At 44.2% G+C, this 16,835-nt stretch carries 12 protein-coding genes and 2 pseudogenes; 6 read left to right on the top strand and 8 right to left on the bottom strand.

The genetic code is table 11. The features are described 5' to 3' along the window. The first annotated feature begins 16 nt into the window (after window positions 1-16). From O9332_RS12610 to O9332_RS12600, 3 genes are all read left to right on the top strand, one after another. Window positions 17-1,741, top strand: a complete 1,725-nt coding sequence (locus tag O9332_RS12610; protein ID WP_288025845.1) for an SLC26/SulP family anion transporter — start codon at window positions 17-19, stop codon at window positions 1,739-1,741. Window positions 1,742-2,284: 543 nt separating this feature from the next. After that, window positions 2,285-3,679: a DUF2252 domain-containing protein gene (locus tag O9332_RS12605; protein ID WP_288025843.1), complete on the top strand. Its 1,395-nt coding sequence runs from the start codon at window positions 2,285-2,287 to the stop codon at window positions 3,677-3,679. 324 nt (window positions 3,680-4,003) lie between these two features. Then, window positions 4,004-4,387 (top strand): DUF4346 domain-containing protein, encoded by a 384-nt coding sequence (locus O9332_RS12600; RefSeq protein ID WP_288025841.1) that lies wholly within the window; start codon window positions 4,004-4,006, stop codon window positions 4,385-4,387. A 221-nt stretch (window positions 4,388-4,608) separates the two neighbouring features. Here the strand turns inward: O9332_RS12600 and O9332_RS12595 are convergent, their stop codons facing one another. From O9332_RS12595 to O9332_RS12575, 5 genes and pseudogenes are all read right to left on the bottom strand, one after another. Continuing rightward, complete coding sequence (locus O9332_RS12595; protein WP_012263931.1) at window positions 4,609-5,472, bottom strand: branched-chain amino acid ABC transporter permease; 864 nt, start codon at window positions 5,470-5,472, stop codon at window positions 4,609-4,611. A gap of 207 nt (window positions 5,473-5,679) precedes the next feature. After that, the gene (locus O9332_RS12590) at window positions 5,680-7,398 is read right to left on the bottom strand and encodes a methyltransferase domain-containing protein (RefSeq protein WP_288025839.1); all 1,719 of its coding nucleotides are present in this window, start codon (window positions 7,396-7,398) and stop codon (window positions 5,680-5,682) included. Window positions 7,399-7,578: 180 nt separating this feature from the next. Continuing rightward, window positions 7,579-7,971: pseudogene (locus tag O9332_RS12585) on the bottom strand (SpoIIAA family protein). Window positions 7,972-8,244: 273 nt separating this feature from the next. Next, complete coding sequence (locus O9332_RS12580) at window positions 8,245-9,159, bottom strand: ScyD/ScyE family protein (protein WP_288025836.1); 915 nt, start codon at window positions 9,157-9,159, stop codon at window positions 8,245-8,247. Next, window positions 9,149-9,439 carry a hypothetical protein gene (locus O9332_RS12575; RefSeq protein WP_288025834.1) on the bottom strand — a complete coding sequence of 97 codons (291 nt, stop codon included), beginning with the start codon at window positions 9,437-9,439 and terminating at the stop codon, window positions 9,149-9,151. Before O9332_RS12575 ends, O9332_RS12580 begins: the two co-directional genes overlap by 11 nt. Before the next feature lie 512 nt (window positions 9,440-9,951). Between O9332_RS12575 and O9332_RS12570 the strand changes: the two genes are divergently transcribed. Together O9332_RS12570 and O9332_RS12565 are read left to right on the top strand one after the other, a co-directional pair. Beyond that, window positions 9,952-11,082 carry a glycosyltransferase family 4 protein gene (locus tag O9332_RS12570; protein ID WP_002761463.1) on the top strand — a complete coding sequence of 377 codons (1,131 nt, stop codon included), beginning with the start codon at window positions 9,952-9,954 and terminating at the stop codon, window positions 11,080-11,082. A 188-nt stretch (window positions 11,083-11,270) separates the two neighbouring features. Further along, on the top strand, window positions 11,271-12,341 hold the full coding sequence (locus tag O9332_RS12565; protein WP_002761464.1) for a glycosyltransferase family 4 protein: 1,071 nt from the start codon (window positions 11,271-11,273) through the stop codon (window positions 12,339-12,341). Between the two features lie 119 nt (window positions 12,342-12,460). Here the strand turns inward: O9332_RS12565 and O9332_RS12560 are convergent, their stop codons facing one another. Both O9332_RS12560 and O9332_RS12555 read right to left on the bottom strand, forming a co-directional pair. Continuing rightward, window positions 12,461-13,414 carry a DNA-methyltransferase gene (locus tag O9332_RS12560; protein ID WP_002761465.1) on the bottom strand — a complete coding sequence of 318 codons (954 nt, stop codon included), beginning with the start codon at window positions 13,412-13,414 and terminating at the stop codon, window positions 12,461-12,463. 237 nt (window positions 13,415-13,651) lie between these two features. Then, entirely contained in the window at window positions 13,652-14,434 is a 783-nt protein-coding gene (locus O9332_RS12555) for an MBL fold metallo-hydrolase (protein ID WP_002761468.1), read from the bottom strand. Window positions 14,435-14,960: 526 nt separating this feature from the next. Here O9332_RS12555 and gnd point away from each other — a divergent pair. Continuing rightward, window positions 14,961-16,388, top strand: coding sequence for a decarboxylating NADP(+)-dependent phosphogluconate dehydrogenase (gnd, locus tag O9332_RS12550; protein WP_002761470.1), 1,428 nt, complete (start codon window positions 14,961-14,963; stop codon window positions 16,386-16,388). A 137-nt stretch (window positions 16,389-16,525) separates the two neighbouring features. Here the strand turns inward: gnd and O9332_RS12545 are convergent. Continuing rightward, window positions 16,526-16,835, bottom strand: a pseudogene (locus O9332_RS12545) (GUN4 domain-containing protein); the annotation flags it as partial.

The following is a 16,835-nucleotide window of genomic DNA, read 5'->3' as shown; positions in this document are numbered from 1 at the left end:
CAGGAGAAGAGTTAGGATGGCTACTCGATTAAATTTTTCTAGGGAGCGGTTTTCTCTACCGGGGTTAAAGCGTCTGCGCTCCTATCGCTCGGCTTGGTTGCGGGGAGATGTCATCGCGGGGATCACCGTGGCAGCCTATCTCGTTCCCCAATGTCTGGCCTACGCGGAACTGGCCGGAGTACAACCGATCGCCGGATTATGGGCGATCCTACCGCCGATACTCATCTATGCGCTGCTCGGTTCCTCACCACAACTCTCCGTCGGGCCGGAATCGACGACGGCAGTAATGACCGCCGCCGCTATCATGCCCCTCGTCGCGGGGGATAGTAGTAACTACGCCGGTCTGTGCAGTCTATTGGCCTTACTCGTGGGGAGCGTCTGCTGTGTCGCCGCTTTCGCCCAGTTGGGGTTTCTCGCCGATCTCCTCTCCAAACCGATCCTCGTCGGCTACATGGCCGGGGTAGCGGTGATCATGATCGTCGGTCAGTTGGGAAAAATTAGCGGGATGTCACTGAAAGCGGAATCGCTTTTCGGACAGATCGGGGAATTTTCTGGACATTTATCCGAGATTCACCCACCAACTCTGATTCTCGCCGCCGCTGTTCTAATTTTCCTGCTAGTGGTACAACGTCGCTTTCCCAATGCCCCCGGCCCTTTACTCGCGGTTCTACTGGCGACATCGGCAGTATATTTGTTCGATCTGAACGAGCGAGGCATCGCCGTGATCGGGGAAATTCCCGCCGGTTTACCGAGTTTGAAAGTACCGAGAGGTTTTTCTTCCCAGCAGCTCGTCTATTTACTCTCCTCGGCCATCGGTATCGCCCTCGTTGGCTATTCCGATAACGTCTTGACCGCCCGCGCCTTCGGGGCGAAAAACAACTATCGCATCGATGGCAATCAGGAATTACTCGCCCTGGGAGCGGTGAATATCGGTAACGGCATCATGCAAGGCTTTCCCGTCAGCAGTAGCGGCAGTCGCACGGCGATCGGCGATTCTCTGGGCAGTCGATCGCAACTGTTTTCCCTCGTGGCTTTTCTGATCGTGATTTTGGTACTTTTGTTCTTGCGCCCGCTGCTATCCCTGTTTCCGAAAGCGGCCCTGGGGGCGATCGTGATTTACGCCGCGCTCCGTCTGATCGAGATCTCGGAGTTCAACCGTCTGCGTTGTTTCAAAACCAGCGAGTTCCGATTGGCGCTCGTCACCATGTTCGGTGTCCTGGCCACCGATATCCTCGTCGGGGTGGGCGTTGCCGTGGGGTTATCGGTGGTCGATCTGTTCGCACGGCTGATGCGACCACACGATGCGGTTTTGGGGGAAGTGCCGAATCTGGCGGGCCTGCACGACATCGAGGATTGGCAGGGCGCGACGACGATCCCCGGATTGGTTCTCTACCGTTACGACGCGCCCCTCTGTTTCGCCAACGCCGAGAATTTTCGGAAACGGGTAATAGCGGCGATTGAGGCGGAGAAAGTCCCCGTCGAGTGGTTCGTCCTCAACGCCGAAGCGATTCTAGATATCGATATTACGGCGGTCGATATGTTGAAAGAATTACATCGAGAATTAATCGGTAGTGGCATTACTTTTGCCATGGCGCGGGTGAAGCAAGATTTATATCAGCAATTAAAAAAAGGAGACCTATCCGAGACGATCTCGACCGAACGTATTTATGCAACCCTAGAGGAAGCGATCGAGGCGTTTCATTATCGTAACCCACCCCCATCATCCCCTGCTCAAGATTGACACTTTCATCGCTCATTTCTAGACAATCTAGGGGTAAATTCTCGGTTCACAGACCTAAACTAATACTACCAAATCATCACCCAAAAAAATAAACAGAAAACTTCTTACAGAAGTCGGGCAAGGGGGAAATTTTCACCTTTAACCTGAAATATACCCCCCTTTTCCCGACAAAAGAGCGAGATTTTAGCCCCTGGCTGAAGGCTGACCATTAGATAAAATTTTGTTACGAGCATTCCGCCAGCAATTTTTGAGCAAGATATAATCGAAATAGTAGAGCTGCCATTGGGCTAAAAGTTAAGCAAATTTAAGAGATAGCCATTTCAGAAAAAATGTATCATCGATAATGTTGAGCTTCCCCGAATAAGAAGCGAGTGAAGATTAATTGTTGAACCGAGCATCAGAAGCTATCTCTAAAAGGGGAAATGTTAGAAAGTTATCCCATTCGGGGAACCATCACTATTGACTTATCTATTTCCTATTGCTTGTATTCATTTAGTCATCTAACAGCAAGGGATGTAATCTCATTCAGGGGAAAAAGTCGCTATGAACCACCAAATAGAAACCCCGATCCGCTCATCTTCTCAAGCTCGATTCCGTTCACGGGAAGAACGCATCCAGATCGGTAAATCCCTGCGGGAGCGATTGCCGCGTTCTAGCCACGCCATCTGGCAACCTCCCGCAGCTGGTCGAGAGCCGATCGAGATCGTCGAAGCATCAAATCGAGGGCGATTACAGGAATTGATTCCTATCCGCTACGGACGAATGTTGCGGAGTCCCTTTACCTTCCTGCGCGGTTCCGCTGCTTTGATGGCCTACGATCTGGCCACCACTCCCAAAACCGACGTTATCGTGCAGGCCTGCGGGGATTGCCACCTGTTGAACTTCGGATTTTTTGCCACCCCCGAACGCAATTTAGTCTTCGATATTAACGATTTCGACGAAACCCTACCCGCACCTTGGGAATGGGACCTCAAGCGTCTAGTGGTCAGCTTTGTCATCGCCGGCAGGGATAGCGATCTATCCGATCAAGAATCGAAGGCGGCGGCGATCGATTGCGCTCGTTCCTATCGGGAACACCTGCGGGAATATTCTCGCCTCAGTCCGTTAGAGGTATGGTACACGCGCATAGGAGTAGAACAGGTGATCGAGATGGCTCCCGACGAAAAGACGCGGAAGATACGGGAACAGATGATGACAAAAGCCCGCGAGCGCATCATCGAACATCTCTACCCCAAGATCGTCACCCAAACCGCGGGACGCAATCGCTTTGTCGATCAGCCGCCCATTCTCTACCATGTCAACGAACCGGATTGGGAGACTCTCGTGCGTGAGGGTCTGGAAGACTATCGCCAATCCCTGCCGGAGGAACGCCGAGTCCTGTTTGATCGCTACCGGTTAGAGGACTTTGCCCTGAAAGTGGTAGGCATTGGCAGTGTCGGCACTAGATGTTATATCGCCCTATTTTTCTCGGAAGACAACCATCCCCTCATCCTACAAGTTAAGGAAGCCTGCCCTTCGGTTCTTGAACCCTATACCGCCAAGAGCCAGTACGAAAATCAGGGACAACGGGTGGTTACAGGCCAGAGATTGATGCAATCCTCTAGCGACATATTTTTAGGCTGGACCCAGGGAAGACGGGGGAAAGACTTCTATTTACGGCAACTGCGGGATATGAAGTTTTCCCTACCCATTGAGGGAGTGTCGGCTGTCCAACTGCAACGCTACGCCGAGTTCTGTGGCTGGACCTTAGCCCGCGCCCACGCTAAATCTGGAGACGCGGCCACTATTAGCGGTTATTTGGGAAAAGGAGATCAGTTCGATCTAGCCCTGGGCGAATTTGCGATCGCTTATGCCGAGCAGACAGAACGAGATCACGCCGCTTTGGTGGAAGCGGTCAAAACAGGACGGGTTGAGGCTTTGGTGGAAGAAGATTTATAGGGTTAAGCTCTCAGCCATCAGCCTGTTATTTTTCGACCTTAGATTAGGGGCGCAAAGCTCGCGCCCCCAGATGGCAGCTGGTGTGATACTAAATCTGGTTATTAAAAACTGATTATCTATTGCCCCTTTTGCCTCTTTCCTCTTGCCCCCGCTCCCCACTTTCCTATACTTTTTAAACAGGATTTAGTATTATTGCTCAGTAGGTCAGATTTGCTCACAGAAAATACGGCCTATATCTACAAAATGCTCTAGAAAAAGGATGATGGTATGTGATATAATTTGCTCTTGCTTTCATCTACATATTTAAGTGATTTTGTCAAGAAAATGAGCGAATTAAAATCACAAATCACGGCTATTGATCATCAACTTTCCAAACGTCCGATCGCTCTCGATCCCGCAGGATATTTTATTATTTATCTAGACCGAGAAGCCGGGTTAATCTGTGCCAAACATTACAGCAATATTATCAACGAGAAAGGTTTAGCCGTCGATCCAGAAACGGGAAAAGTTATCGGTGTTAGGCAAAAACTTGATCGCAATCCTGAGACTATTTACACCGCAAGAACCGCCAAAGAATTAGCCGTAAAAGTGATCGAAGAAACCCACCCTTGTCCGATTACTATGTTCGATCATGCTGCTTATTTAGGTCGAGAATTTACCCGCGCTGAATACGCTTTAATCACCGGGGAAGAATATATTCAGGATTAAAGATTGGGCTTTTCAGTAATCAGTAAACAGTAATCAGTAAACAGTAAATAGTAATCAGTAAATATAGCAGTTTTCATCAGAATGAGGCATGGGCAAGGGGCTTAAGTCCTTTGTTGGCAAAACTTGTCGATACCTCAGTAACGTGAAAAGCGCTATAAATAACTTAAAACTTCAAACTTAAAACTTACATCTGATAACTGATAACTGATAACTGATAACTGTTAAACCGTGCCTTTAAATAAACCTTGGGGACGGAATAATAACAGCAGGATCATAATTAATAAAGCCACGGCTAATTTATAATCAGAACCAATTAAGGGAACACTAATTTCTTGGGCAACACCAATAATTAAAGCCCCAGCAATCGCTCCGTAGGGATTACCAATACCACCTAAAATCACGGCGGCAAACATTGGTAAGATTAAAAACCAGCCCATATTGGGACGCACTCCCCCAGTAATTAACCCGAACATCGCTCCGGCTAAAGCAGTTAAAACTCCCGTAATTATCCATGTCCAGAAGACAACCCATTCGACGTTAATTCCGGTTACTCTAGCTAAATCGGTGCTGTCAGCTACGGCACGCATCGCCTTACCGATCTTAGTTTTTTGCAATAACAAATGGAGGGCAATAATAACTATAATTGCCAAACCAATAACTAACAAGCGATCGAAAGCTACTTTAATCCCAAAAATTTCTGTAGCGGTCATCACAGGCAGATCGTAGCGTTGATTACTACCGCCCCAGATCATTAAAATACCATTGCGAAGAAATAAAGCCAAACCGATCGAAATAATAATTAAAGTGGTAGAATCAGCCCGTCGATCGCGCATGGGTTTCCATAATAATCTCTCGGCAATGAGCATGGCAATAGCTGTCACTGCTGCCCCCACCAGCATCGCTAACCAGAGATTAATCCCTTGAGCATTTACCACCCAAGTTATGTAAGCACCCAAAGTCATAAAATCGCCGTGGGCAAAATTAGACAGACGCAAAATGCCACAGGTAAGGGTTAACCCAACAGCAGCCAGAGCAATAATACTGCCGACGGCTAAACCATTGAATAAAAGTTGCGGTGTATCCATCAAACCTCTTGTATAAATCAGAAATTGTCCTTAGAAATAGAAGTCAGGAGAGAGAAAATGAATTAACTTTTGTCTTTTACTTTATTTAGCTGAAAGCTGGGGGCCCGTGGCTTAAATATTTTTGTTTAGACCAAATTGCATGGCAGTATAAGCCTAGACAGCTATTATAAACTTTTTCAGCAGACCCTACCTATGAATGAAAGAAGATTAGTTAACATTCTGACGTAACTCTGGAACCCGTTGCCATAATTCTTGGGTTAAACGGGGTAATGCGTCCCGCATCTGACAATACCAATCCCATCGCCGGCGGTAATGTTGAGCCAGTAAGCGATTTTGCTTGACCCATTGATAGGCATTGTTAGCCAGTTGTTGCCGAAAAGAAGGATTTTCAATTAATTGTCGTAATTGTGCAGAAAATTCAGTTAAAGAATTATAAATTAAACCCGTTTCACCGGATTGAATAGACGCTTCATACACCGTGGGACTAGCTAAAACGGTCACGCCATGACCCGCACATTCAATAAACTTTAAATCAGATTTCATACTATTAAAGGCTGTCGGATTGAGGGGCAACAAGGCAATATCACAGGTTCTTAATAGGGCTTGATACCGCTCATAATCACAAAAGGGTTCAAAAACTTTATTGGTAATGGCTAATGCCTCAAAAAATTCTCGATCATGAATCACCTGAGCAGCGATTTGTTCTCCGTAGTCGGCTAAGACTTGATTGAGGGTGGGTAAAATAGCTTGCCAGTCTGCTTGACGATTTAAGGCTCCAAAAAAGAGCTTAACGGTATTATTTTGGCGATATTCCCTTGGGGGGGGGAGATAGGCCAATTGATTGGGAAAAACAGCCACATTGGGATTAATGGTGCGAAAAAATTCGGCTAACGGCTCTGTGGTGGTTTGAATACCATGACAAGCCCGATAGGTTAAAAATTGATTTTGTTCATGTTCTGGCCAACGATGGGGATCATCATCCATTTCGGCAATAATTAAATAATCTTTGGCTAAAAGGGCTTGAATTTTGGCAAGTTCATCCAGTTGTAAAGATCCCCGTTGCCAAATAAAGACTTTTCCCTCCTCCGGCCGGGCAATGCCCAAATCCGCCGATTTAACACTGGAAACGGTTCTTACACCAGGAATGGTGGCACTGAACTGATCCGGTTCTAAGACCCGGACGCGATCGCAGGCGAGGGGAGCCATAATCATCGTTTGAATCAGTAAAGGGCGAGGTGGTTGGGTAGATTTTAAGGCTCTGACTACATATTGAACGGCTCCTGTTTGAATTGCAAATTGTTCGGCATTAATGCCCAGGGATTGAAGGGTGGGAGCCAATAGTTTTTGAGCAGTTTGAAAATTCTCATTTTTCTGTCCTCGTGTCTGAATCTCATAAATTTGTAATCCTGCTTCAGCAAACCATTTTTTAATACTCGATAACGTAAAAAAACGCAAATGAGTGCGGTCTAATAACCCTTCATCTTCATATTCCCAGATCCCTCTTAACAGATTAATTAGAATACTCCAATGTTGAATATTGGGAATACAGGCTAGGACTTGGCCGGCGGGTTGAAGCCAAGTAATTTGCTGATTTAATACTCCCCAGGGGTCTTGTAAATGTTCTAAAACGTCACCATAAATCAAACAATCTACGCTATTGGGCAGAATGATAGTCCCTAAATCCAATGCTTCGATATTGCCCACAATGACTTGATCCAACCGAGTTTTCGCAATTTCGGCCGCTTGAGCATTCAGTTCGATGCCAATATAATTAGCATTTGGATTAATTTTCTTATAATATTGCCCCAATGCGCCCGTGCCGCAACCCACTTCCACAATCACTGAGGCATCCGGCGGTAATAAGCGCAATAGGTCAGGATTCACCCGGTCATAGTAGTCCAGATTGGTAAGGGAAGTGATCGGCATTTCTCTCTTCAACTCAGTTTATCAAAACAACAAAACAGGGACTCAATTTTGTTAAGTCCCCAGATAGTATAGCAGTTAAAGATTCAGGAATCATTATCCGTAAATTCTCAAAAAGTGCTGGTAGGAAAGCCATAGCCCAGCCACTGGGCTGCCAAGCAGCCTAAGAGGATGTTTGAAAAGTCAAGAGACCACTAGGGGTAGTGTAGAGTCGCCCAATATCCATTGGGTTGCTGCCTCGGTTCCCCCAAGGGAACTGCCTGACTTGGGCCGAGACAAAGTGGGAAGGGAAGCCAGACTTTCGATCAGTTTAACCAGAGTGGAATCAGTCACCACTGCAACTTTACTGACGTACTTGTGATGGTCGCGTATGAGCCAGAAATGAGCGACCAAGTACCCAAAACTCTCCCAACCGGTGAACTTAGGGACTTCGATGATTAGGCCAGCAAGGTCACCAGTGACTTCAATGTGGGGGTCCACTGCCTCCGCAATCTTGATAAAATCGAACGCCGCAAGTGCAGATGTAGGTGGCATATAAAGAATGCTATGGGCGGCATCTAAACTAGAATCTATCATAGTTTGCCTCTCCCAAATGGTGGAAGTCTAACTATCGCTCTTCTGGGACTTTCGGAAATCCCTGACCGAATCCAGATTCTGAAACCCTTGCTTGACAAGTGATCGCTAACTTTTTTTCTAATAAAAACTCAAATTTCGGGTTTCTGTTAGTTAGCGATAGCTTGAAGGCTTACCCCATAAGAGAGCTAGAGTTTAGAGACTGTAAGACTTTTGCCAGACTCCCTCCAAGAGCGATATCTCTCAGATTGCCAGATTTCGCCCCCCCCCGAACGGTTACAAAGAAGTTGACTTTTTTTTAGAGCGTAATCGTAAACCCATTAGTGCAGTAACTCCTAAAGCGATCACCGAGGTCATTTCTGGGGTTGAAGTTATCTTTAAAATTTGCCCCTGTCCGCCCACAAAGCCTTGATTGGCAACATAGATAGCTCCATCATCCCCAATTGCTAAACCCGTGGGAAAGGATAAACCCTCGTCTAAAATACTTTGACGAGTCCCATTAGGTGCTATTCTCCAAAGCTGACCACTAAAATCTCCTGCCAGAAAATTACTAGCATATTCTAGAACATATAAACTACCATCGGGGGCGAAAGCAAGATCAATGATATTAGTAAAACCTGTCGCAAATTCTTCTAAATTGGTGCCATTAAACCGATAAACATTAGCCCCACCAACGGGAAAAGGAAATCCAGTAAGTTGCCCGATATAGAGTTGATTGTCCGGACCAATAGCCATCCCTGTGGGTACGGCTTGCATAGGAAAAGGATTCGGTAAATTAGGGATAAAGGGTGGTGGTGTAACTGAGCGAACAGGAAAAGCAGCGATCGCTGTTATAGCCCCGTTGCCATCAACTCTGAGCAAGGAATTTCCCCCCGCGTCGGTGGCATAAATAACACCATTTTGCACAACGAGGGAGTAGGGATTACTATCAACTTCATCCCTATCAGGATTATTATTTCTCTCAAAATTGGCTAAATCTGCTACGGGCGACCAACTAGGTGTTCCAGTGAGGTTGATGGCGATCGCCTGTCCAAAGGCAGAAACGCTTAAAGTATTATCCCTAACATCTGGATTAGTTCCCAAACCGATAATACCGAATAGCTGCCCTGATTGGTCGAAGTAAAGGTCTTGAAGACCAGTACCTTCATTGCCTGATGGTTGTTGAGCCAAGGACGGTAAATTATCGATCAAGACCTCCCGTTGCTCCCGTGGTTGTATTCAAACGAGCGATTGCACTAGTGGGTCCGTAGCAAACTTGACTTTGACCTCCTGACAAAATACAAGTTCCGTTACCACCTCTTCCTGCTTGGGCGATATAAAGCTGGCCATCAGGACCGAAGGTCATGCCCCGAGGATTATTTAAACCGCTTGCGAGAACGGTGGTAGAAATATTAGCGGCTAATATCGGAGCGGCTGGACTAACAAAACCAACAGTGAGAGCTAGGGTGATGGTTAACTTTTTGTTACTCATACGTTACTGCCAAGTTACTAAATCATCAGACCATCTTAACCGAAAACAAGAAAACTGAAAACATTAGTTAATCAAGATTTTTCGGCCTTACCCGATGTTGGTTGTTCTGTAGGGGACTAAGCCATCCCTGAGATAACCTTTGAGAAATCTCCGCTCACCACAAGTACGGGGAAGCTATTCTTCCGTAATTATAACTAATTACAGCGTTTCTCGTCAAGGAGATGCAGCTAATCTAAGGATAGGCGATTAAAATAGGTCTTAGCTTATAAGTACCCGTTGACAATCATAGTAGTAGGGTAGGTGAGGGGACAATAATCGAAAAAATTGCCCGATAAATTGAGTATTGGCTGTAACCTAGCCAAAAAAGGCCGCTATTTAGGGACGTTATAGGGTAAGATTAACTATTAGGGTGGAGTTTATTGCCGATTTTAATCTTGTCCTAAGCGAGCAAAATTGACAATTGAATCTGTAATTTTAAAAATATCTATCCCGTCAATCTCATCTAACCACAAATGCTTAAAATTTTAGTTGATGGTACACCGATAAGACAAAATCCTAGTGGAATTGGATTATATGCTTATCACCTGATTGCCGAATTAGCTAAATTACAAAACCAAGAAAACTTTTCCCTGTCCCTCTGTTTTCAACCATCGGTAAAAAACTGGCTGCGGGGTAATCTTTCTATCCCCGAAAAACTGCAATCCTATCCAGAGGTTAAATGTTTACCAATTCCCGTCAGTCTTAGCAATATCTTAACCCAATTTCCTAATCCTCTAATTTCCTATCTAGAAAACTTTCTTGATTCTCCCGATATTCTCCACGGATTGGATCATGTGGTGTATCCTTGTCGTCAGAGTCGTCAAGTTATGACTATTCATGATGTTACTTTTATGAAATATCCTGAGTTTGTCACGGGGATTGTCAAAACCTACACCCAACGCATTAAACAATCTCTACAATGGACAGATTTAGTTATTGCTAACTCCGCAAGTACCAAACGAGATATTATTGAATATTTAGATGTGAACCCAGAGAAAATTTTTGTTACTCCCCTCGCAAGTCGTTATTCTTACCTCCCCAATTCTCCCTCATATCTAACTATCACTAAACCCTATTTACTCTTTGTTAGTACCCTAGAACCACGAAAAAATATTATTAATCTTATCAGTGCTTTTAACTATCTCAAGGACAGGTATAAATTAGACCATAATCTGATTCTGATTGGCAAAAAAGGATGGAAGTATCAACCAATTTTTGATAAAATATCTCAGTCTCCCTTTCGAGATAGTATCCAACATCTTGATTATCTTGCTGATGACTTAGTTGCGGATTATTATCAAAAAGCTGATGTTTTTGTCTATCCTTCTTTTTACGAAGGTTTTGGATTACCAGTTTTAGAAGCGATGACTTTAGGTTGTCCCGTGGTAACTGCTAATACTGCATCCTTACCCGAAGTCACGGGAGAATCGGCAATATTAATTAATCCGGATAATCCCCTAGAAATTGCTGCGGCAATCTATCAAGTTATTAGTGATACCTCTCTCCGTCAAGAATTAATCACGAAAGGAAAAAAACAAGCGACAAAATTCTCTTGGCAAAAAACCGCACAAGCTACTATAAAAGCTTATCGTTCTCTTTTATAATAAGTAAGTATTTATAATTAAATTGAAGATGGATCCCCCCTTAATCCCCCCTTGATAAGGGAAGGGGGGTGCCGATCCCCCCTTAATCCCCCCTTGATAAGGGGGGTGCTGATCACCCCTTAATCTTCCCTTGATAAGGGGGGTGTCTGACAACTTTTAACACCTACCTACTTAACTAGCTAATATCTATGAATAGGAATCATCAATTATTAATCAATCTCGCTTTTCTCGGTACTAAATATACTGGATTGACTACCTATACTAAAAATCTCATTCCCCAATTAGCCAACTTAAATCCTACCCTAATCACTTCTAATAGTTACCCAGATTTTAACACCTATCCTGTCTCGGCAAACCTCACCCAAGAGCAGGGAACCAAAGGCAATATTAGGCGCTTAATTTGGACAGAAACCCAACTCTATCAAACCTATCAACAATTAAAGTCTTCCCTACTATTTACCCCCATTCCCGAAGCACCTATTTATGGAAATTGCCGCTATATTGTCACAGTTCATGATTTAATTCCCCTGCGGTTCCCGAAATTTTCTCCGCTAACTTTTTATAATAAATACTATTTACCCCAAGTCCTGAAAAAAGCCACACATATTATCGCTGTTTCCCAAGCAACTGCCGCCGATATTAATAAGTTTTTTAAGATACCTATTGACAAAATAACCGTGATTCTTTCTGGATATGATTCTGATAATTTTCGTCCTCTAAATCTGGCGACTCGTCCCTATTTTCTCTATCTTGGTCGTTATGATCCTCATAAAAATCTCGGTCGTTTAATTACTGCTTTTTCCCAAATTGATCCCGAATATCAATTATTAATTGTCGGTCAATTTGACCCCCGTTTTACCCCGGCTCTGCAGCAACAGGTAGAAGCATTATCAATCTCTCAACGGGTGCAATTTTTAAACTATGTTTCCTATGAAGAATTGCCGCAACTTTTAAACCAAGCAACTGCTTTAGTTTATCCTTCCCTTTGGGAAGGTTTCGGATTACCTGTACTAGAAGCGATCGCCTGTGGAACTCCTGTGATTACTTCTAATCTTTCCTCTCTCCCGGAAGTCACAGGAGAGGCGGCAATTTTAATTAATCCCTATAGTATCTATGAGATGAGAGAGGCAATGCAGCAAATCGCCACCGATGAACAATTACGTCTTAAATTAAAATCCTTGAGTCGCCAACGCGCCGAGCTTTTTAGTTGGGAAAAAACCGGTCAAGAAACCGCCACAATTCTGCAAAGTTTTCTCTAAAAATGGTGACAAAAAAACTTATCAATCATTGCAGGATGGGTTAGACGGCAGTAAGCATTAAAACCCAAGGATATGAGAGCAAAAACCTGTACTCTCCTGGGGAGATTGAGTGTTACTTCCTATATATTATTGTGCCATTCTTGGGGAATTTGAGCAACTTTTTCCTTACCATTAGGTTGATGAATAGGTTTTCCTAAAGGACGAATTTTGAGATTTCCTTGCAAATAAGCTGCGATTCTTTCCCTGGCAATTTTCACATATTCTGCTTCTTTTTCACTCCCCATCACTCGACGATTGTGCATAATACTAGCAATCAGAGAAGTTCCGACCCCGGCAAAAGGATCGAAAACCCAATCCCCCTCATTTGTCAAGGCTAAAACACATCTTTCTACTAATTCGATTGGATATTGACAAGGATGAATAGTTTTCTCTGGATGATTAGATTTAACGTTAGGAATATCCCATAGTAACTCATCCCATTCTTGTGCTAAAAACTCCCAAACATCGCTGGGATTTTTCCCTAAAGGATTACCAGAGGGTTTACCGATATTTTTACCTTTAAAATGGCGCTTACCAGGGTATTTAGCGGGGATTCTCACTGGATCAAGATTAAAGATATATTTATCGGTTTTTGTCAACCACAAAATAGTTTCATACCTGCCAGAAAATCTTTTAGAGGTATGTAGTCCATGGCCAAAATGCCAGACAATTCTATTTCTTAAAAAGAAGCCCATTTGTTTAAATAGCTGATAATAAAAAATATCTAAAGGATAAACTTCTCCCTCTTGAACGAAATTTCCCACCTGCCAGCAAATACTGCCATTATCTTGCAAGATTCTAGAGAATTCTCGCATAATTTTGGTTTGGGTTTCCAGATAAGTATCCAAAGAGATTTTTTTTTCGTAGTCTTTTCCTAAATTGTAGGGAGGAGAAGTAATAATCAAGCTCACAGAATTATCTGGTATAGTCTTGATAAAATTATTGGTATCTCCTTGATAAAGAATTATTTCGGCATCAGGTTGATAAAAGTCTCGCACTGATTTTGATTGAGAAAATAAGGGCAACTGATTCATAGAAAATTTAGCAGAGAAGAACCACTTTTAATTAGGGTTTGCGGCAAAAAGTTTTTCCTGGGGGCAGGGTGTGGGGTGTGGGGTCTTACCCATTTTACATCCAATATGCAAGAGAGCCAGTTTTTTCAAACAATTAATGTTATCTGTAGCCAGCAAAGATATAACAAAAATTCTACTTTTTTAGATAAAAATCGGGAAGAAAGTTTTAACTTTTTTCTATTCTTCCCTTAACTCAGATTAGCTCAAACCAGAAACGCACTCGCCTAATTCCACTGTAAAAGGTTGCCAAGGACGAGGATCAATTACCTTTGTCGGCAAGTCATGGGATGTTAATAATTCTTGAAAAGATTCGGGACTACCCTCAGCACTTAACACCGCCATCAATAACCCTTTAAACTCGATATCACCACCGGCAGCCGTAGAAATAATATATTGAGGCTGCAAGCGTTGACAGACTGCTAAGGCGCTTTCTTGTCCTTTGATTACCGGTCCGAGGAAAGGTATTTTTAAGTCAATCAAAGGAGTGATAATAACATCAATTTTACCGAGAGAATCGAGGCTAGGAGAATGATAACCGTGGGGTTCGTAGTAGATACTCTGATTTGTCGCTAATTCCTTGATAACATAACCATTTTCCACCAGAGTCGGCCCGACTGGAGAACCGGGGACAGCAGTAATTTCGATCGCATTGTCAAAGATATAACTAGAGCCGTGGGTTAAAGGGATGAGATGGGTATAATTAAGCGCTCGAACCACTTTTTCGGCATTAGGAGAAGCTACCACGGGAATTTGGCGATCGAGTACCTGTAAAGTAGGAGGATGGGCGTGATCTTCCAAACCTTGGGAGAGAAGAATCAGATCGATATTTTCGGGAATGGCATGATTAGCGGTTTTTTTGCCCTCAAATAGCCAAGTTAAATTACCAAAAGTCAGGGAACCTACCAACCAAGGATCGAGAAGCAGGCGTTTTCCCCCGATTTCGATTAACCAAGAATTACTATCAAGCCAAGTTAACTGCATATAAGCCGAGGAAGAATGGGGATTTTCTTAATTTAATTTAACATTAGCATTAACTTTTCTGCGCTTGGGGGTTTTTCAGTCATCAGTGAAAACACAGCACTGTTAATGCCATTTATAGCAGTTATCTTAATGGTGAGGTAGGAAGTCTCTGGTTTTAGGGAACAGGCAACAGTAGCCAGTCGTCTGGGGATGATACCAAATTAAGTAGCTGGTTATAATTAAATTAAAAATGGATTTTAGGTTCGATCCCCCCTGCCCCCCTTGATAAGGGGGGTGCCGATAGGCGGGGGGATCTGAAAGTTTTTAATACCTATCTACTTAGGTTACACTTCATCTTGAGGAGAAACGCTGTAACACTCCTCACTTAATGCTGCTCACTGAAAACCCAAATCTGATCACTGATTACTGATTACTGATCACTGATCACTGATTAGTCAAGGCTTAAGAAATAGGGAAAGTTTAGCTATCTTAGGGAAAGTAGGCGCTAAAAGGGGAGGAAGAACGCATCAGCTGAGACTGAATTTCTATGACTAAACGTACCTTCGGTGTTATCGGACTAGCTGTCATGGGAGAAAATCTCGCTCTCAATGTGGAGAGTCGGGGTTTTCCCATCGCTGTTTACAATCGCACCGCCAGCAAAACTCAAGAATTTATGGAAACTCGCGCCGTCGGCAAAGATGTCAAGGCGGCCTATAGTTTAGAAGAATTCGTCCAAATTTTAGAGCGTCCCCGCAAAATTCTGGTCATGGTAAAAGCTGGCCCGCCGGTGGATGCCGTGATTGAACAATTAAAACCCCTTCTCGAAGAAGGAGATATGATTATCGATGGCGGTAACTCCCTCTACGAGGACACGGAAAGACGCACCCGCGACCTAGAATCGACCACTAAACTGGGTTTTGTTGGGATGGGGGTCAGTGGTGGCGAAGAAGGCGCTCTGCACGGCCCTTCCCTGATGCCGGGGGGTACAGAGTTCGCCTATCGGGAATTAGAGCCGATTTTAACCAAAATTGCCGCCCAAGTCGATGATGGTCCCTGTGTCACCTACGTGGGACCCGGGGGTGCGGGCCATTATGTGAAAATGGTTCACAATGGCATCGAGTACGGCGATATGCAGTTAATTGCGGAAGCCTACGATGTGCTGAAAAATGGTCTAGGACTAAGCAATCAGCAGTTACAGGAAACTTTCACCGAGTGGAATCGCACCGATGAGCTTAATTCTTATTTAATTGAAATTACCGCCGATATCTTTAAGTATGTTGACCCGGAAACCGGTCATCATCTGGTAGATTTAATCTTGGATTCGGCGGGACAAAAGGGAACCGGACGCTGGACCGTGTTAAGTTCCTTGGAGTTGGGGGTGTCAATTCCGACTATTTATGCTGCGGTTAATGCTCGCGTGATGTCCGCTTATAAGGATGAACGGGTGGCAGCCGCAAAAGAGTTACCCGGACCTGGGGAAACCTATCCGGGGGATGCGGCACTATTTGTGGATAAGGTGCGTGATGCTCTTTACTGCTCGAAAATGTGTTCCTATGCCCAGGGTATGGCTTTAATCGCTAAGGCTTCTCAGGAATTTAACTATAATATCAGTCTGCCGGAATCGGCCCGCATCTGGAAGGGCGGCTGTATTATTCGGGCCGGTTTCTTGGATAAAATTCGCAAGGCTTTTGCGGAAAATCCGGGCCTGCCGAATTTGTTGTTAGCGCCGGAATTTAAGCAAAGTATCCTCGATCGCCAAGAAGCTTGGCGTGAAGTGTTAGTCTTGGCTAATAAGTTGGGAATTCCCGTCCCGGCTTTTAGTTCTTCTTTGGACTATTTTGATAGTTATCGTCGGGCCAATTTACCGCAAAATCTCACCCAAGCACAACGGGATTATTTTGGCGCTCATACCTATGAACGTACCGATAAACCCAGAGGTGAGTTTTTCCATACGGAATGGATGGCTGAATCGTAAAGCTATCTAATATTTTCTCCCCTTTTTGTTTCCAGTAAAAAGGGGGGATTTTTTGGCGATATTTTTCTGATTAAGAGTTAACTATCGGTCAAGAAATTGGTAGTGATAGCAAATCAGGTTTTAATAGGATAATCGCTTTAAAAGTCAGACAGAGGAATAATTCCACAGGCTTGAATTTTGCTGAAAACGAGGTGAAGTTGCCATAATAACCAATGACCAACTCTCCAGAAAGCCACGGAGTTTTGATGGTCAGCCACCTCGGCAGATGGATAACAAAGATTTTCCTCAAAAATCAACCAATGAACCGGTAAATGACCGAGGGGAGAATTCGGCTCTAATTCAAAGTTTAGTTGCTCATAATTGAGCCATTGACCTTCCTTCCGCCAACCTAGGCGATCGCCAAGTTTCTTTTGGGTTTCATAATCCACTAAACCACCGAGACTAGAG

The sequence above is a fragment of the Microcystis sp. LE19-10.1B genome, from assembly GCF_027530565.1.
Lineage (GTDB): Bacteria > Cyanobacteriota > Cyanobacteriia > Cyanobacteriales > Microcystaceae > Microcystis > Microcystis aeruginosa.
This window is presented reverse-complemented; position numbering and strand designations above follow the sequence as displayed.

Coding starts and splice junctions, on each gene's coding strand:
- O9332_RS12610 (WP_288025845.1), top strand. CDS start 17: ATGGCTACTCGATTAAATTTTTCTAGGGAGCGGTTTTCTCTACCGGGG.
- O9332_RS12605 (WP_288025843.1), top strand. CDS start 2,285: ATGAACCACCAAATAGAAACCCCGATCCGCTCATCTTCTCAAGCTCGA.
- O9332_RS12600 (WP_288025841.1), top strand. CDS start 4,004: ATGAGCGAATTAAAATCACAAATCACGGCTATTGATCATCAACTTTCC.
- O9332_RS12595 (WP_012263931.1), bottom strand. CDS start 5,472: ATGGATACACCGCAACTTTTATTCAATGGTTTAGCCGTCGGCAGTATT.
- O9332_RS12590 (WP_288025839.1), bottom strand. CDS start 7,398: ATGCCGATCACTTCCCTTACCAATCTGGACTACTATGACCGGGTGAAT.
- O9332_RS12575 (WP_288025834.1), bottom strand. CDS start 9,439: ATGAGTAACAAAAAGTTAACCATCACCCTAGCTCTCACTGTTGGTTTT.
- O9332_RS12570 (WP_002761463.1), top strand. CDS start 9,952: ATGCTTAAAATTTTAGTTGATGGTACACCGATAAGACAAAATCCTAGT.
- O9332_RS12565 (WP_002761464.1), top strand. CDS start 11,271: ATGAATAGGAATCATCAATTATTAATCAATCTCGCTTTTCTCGGTACT.
- O9332_RS12560 (WP_002761465.1), bottom strand. CDS start 13,414: ATGAATCAGTTGCCCTTATTTTCTCAATCAAAATCAGTGCGAGACTTT.
- O9332_RS12555 (WP_002761468.1), bottom strand. CDS start 14,434: ATGCAGTTAACTTGGCTTGATAGTAATTCTTGGTTAATCGAAATCGGG.
- gnd (WP_002761470.1), top strand. CDS start 14,961: ATGACTAAACGTACCTTCGGTGTTATCGGACTAGCTGTCATGGGAGAA.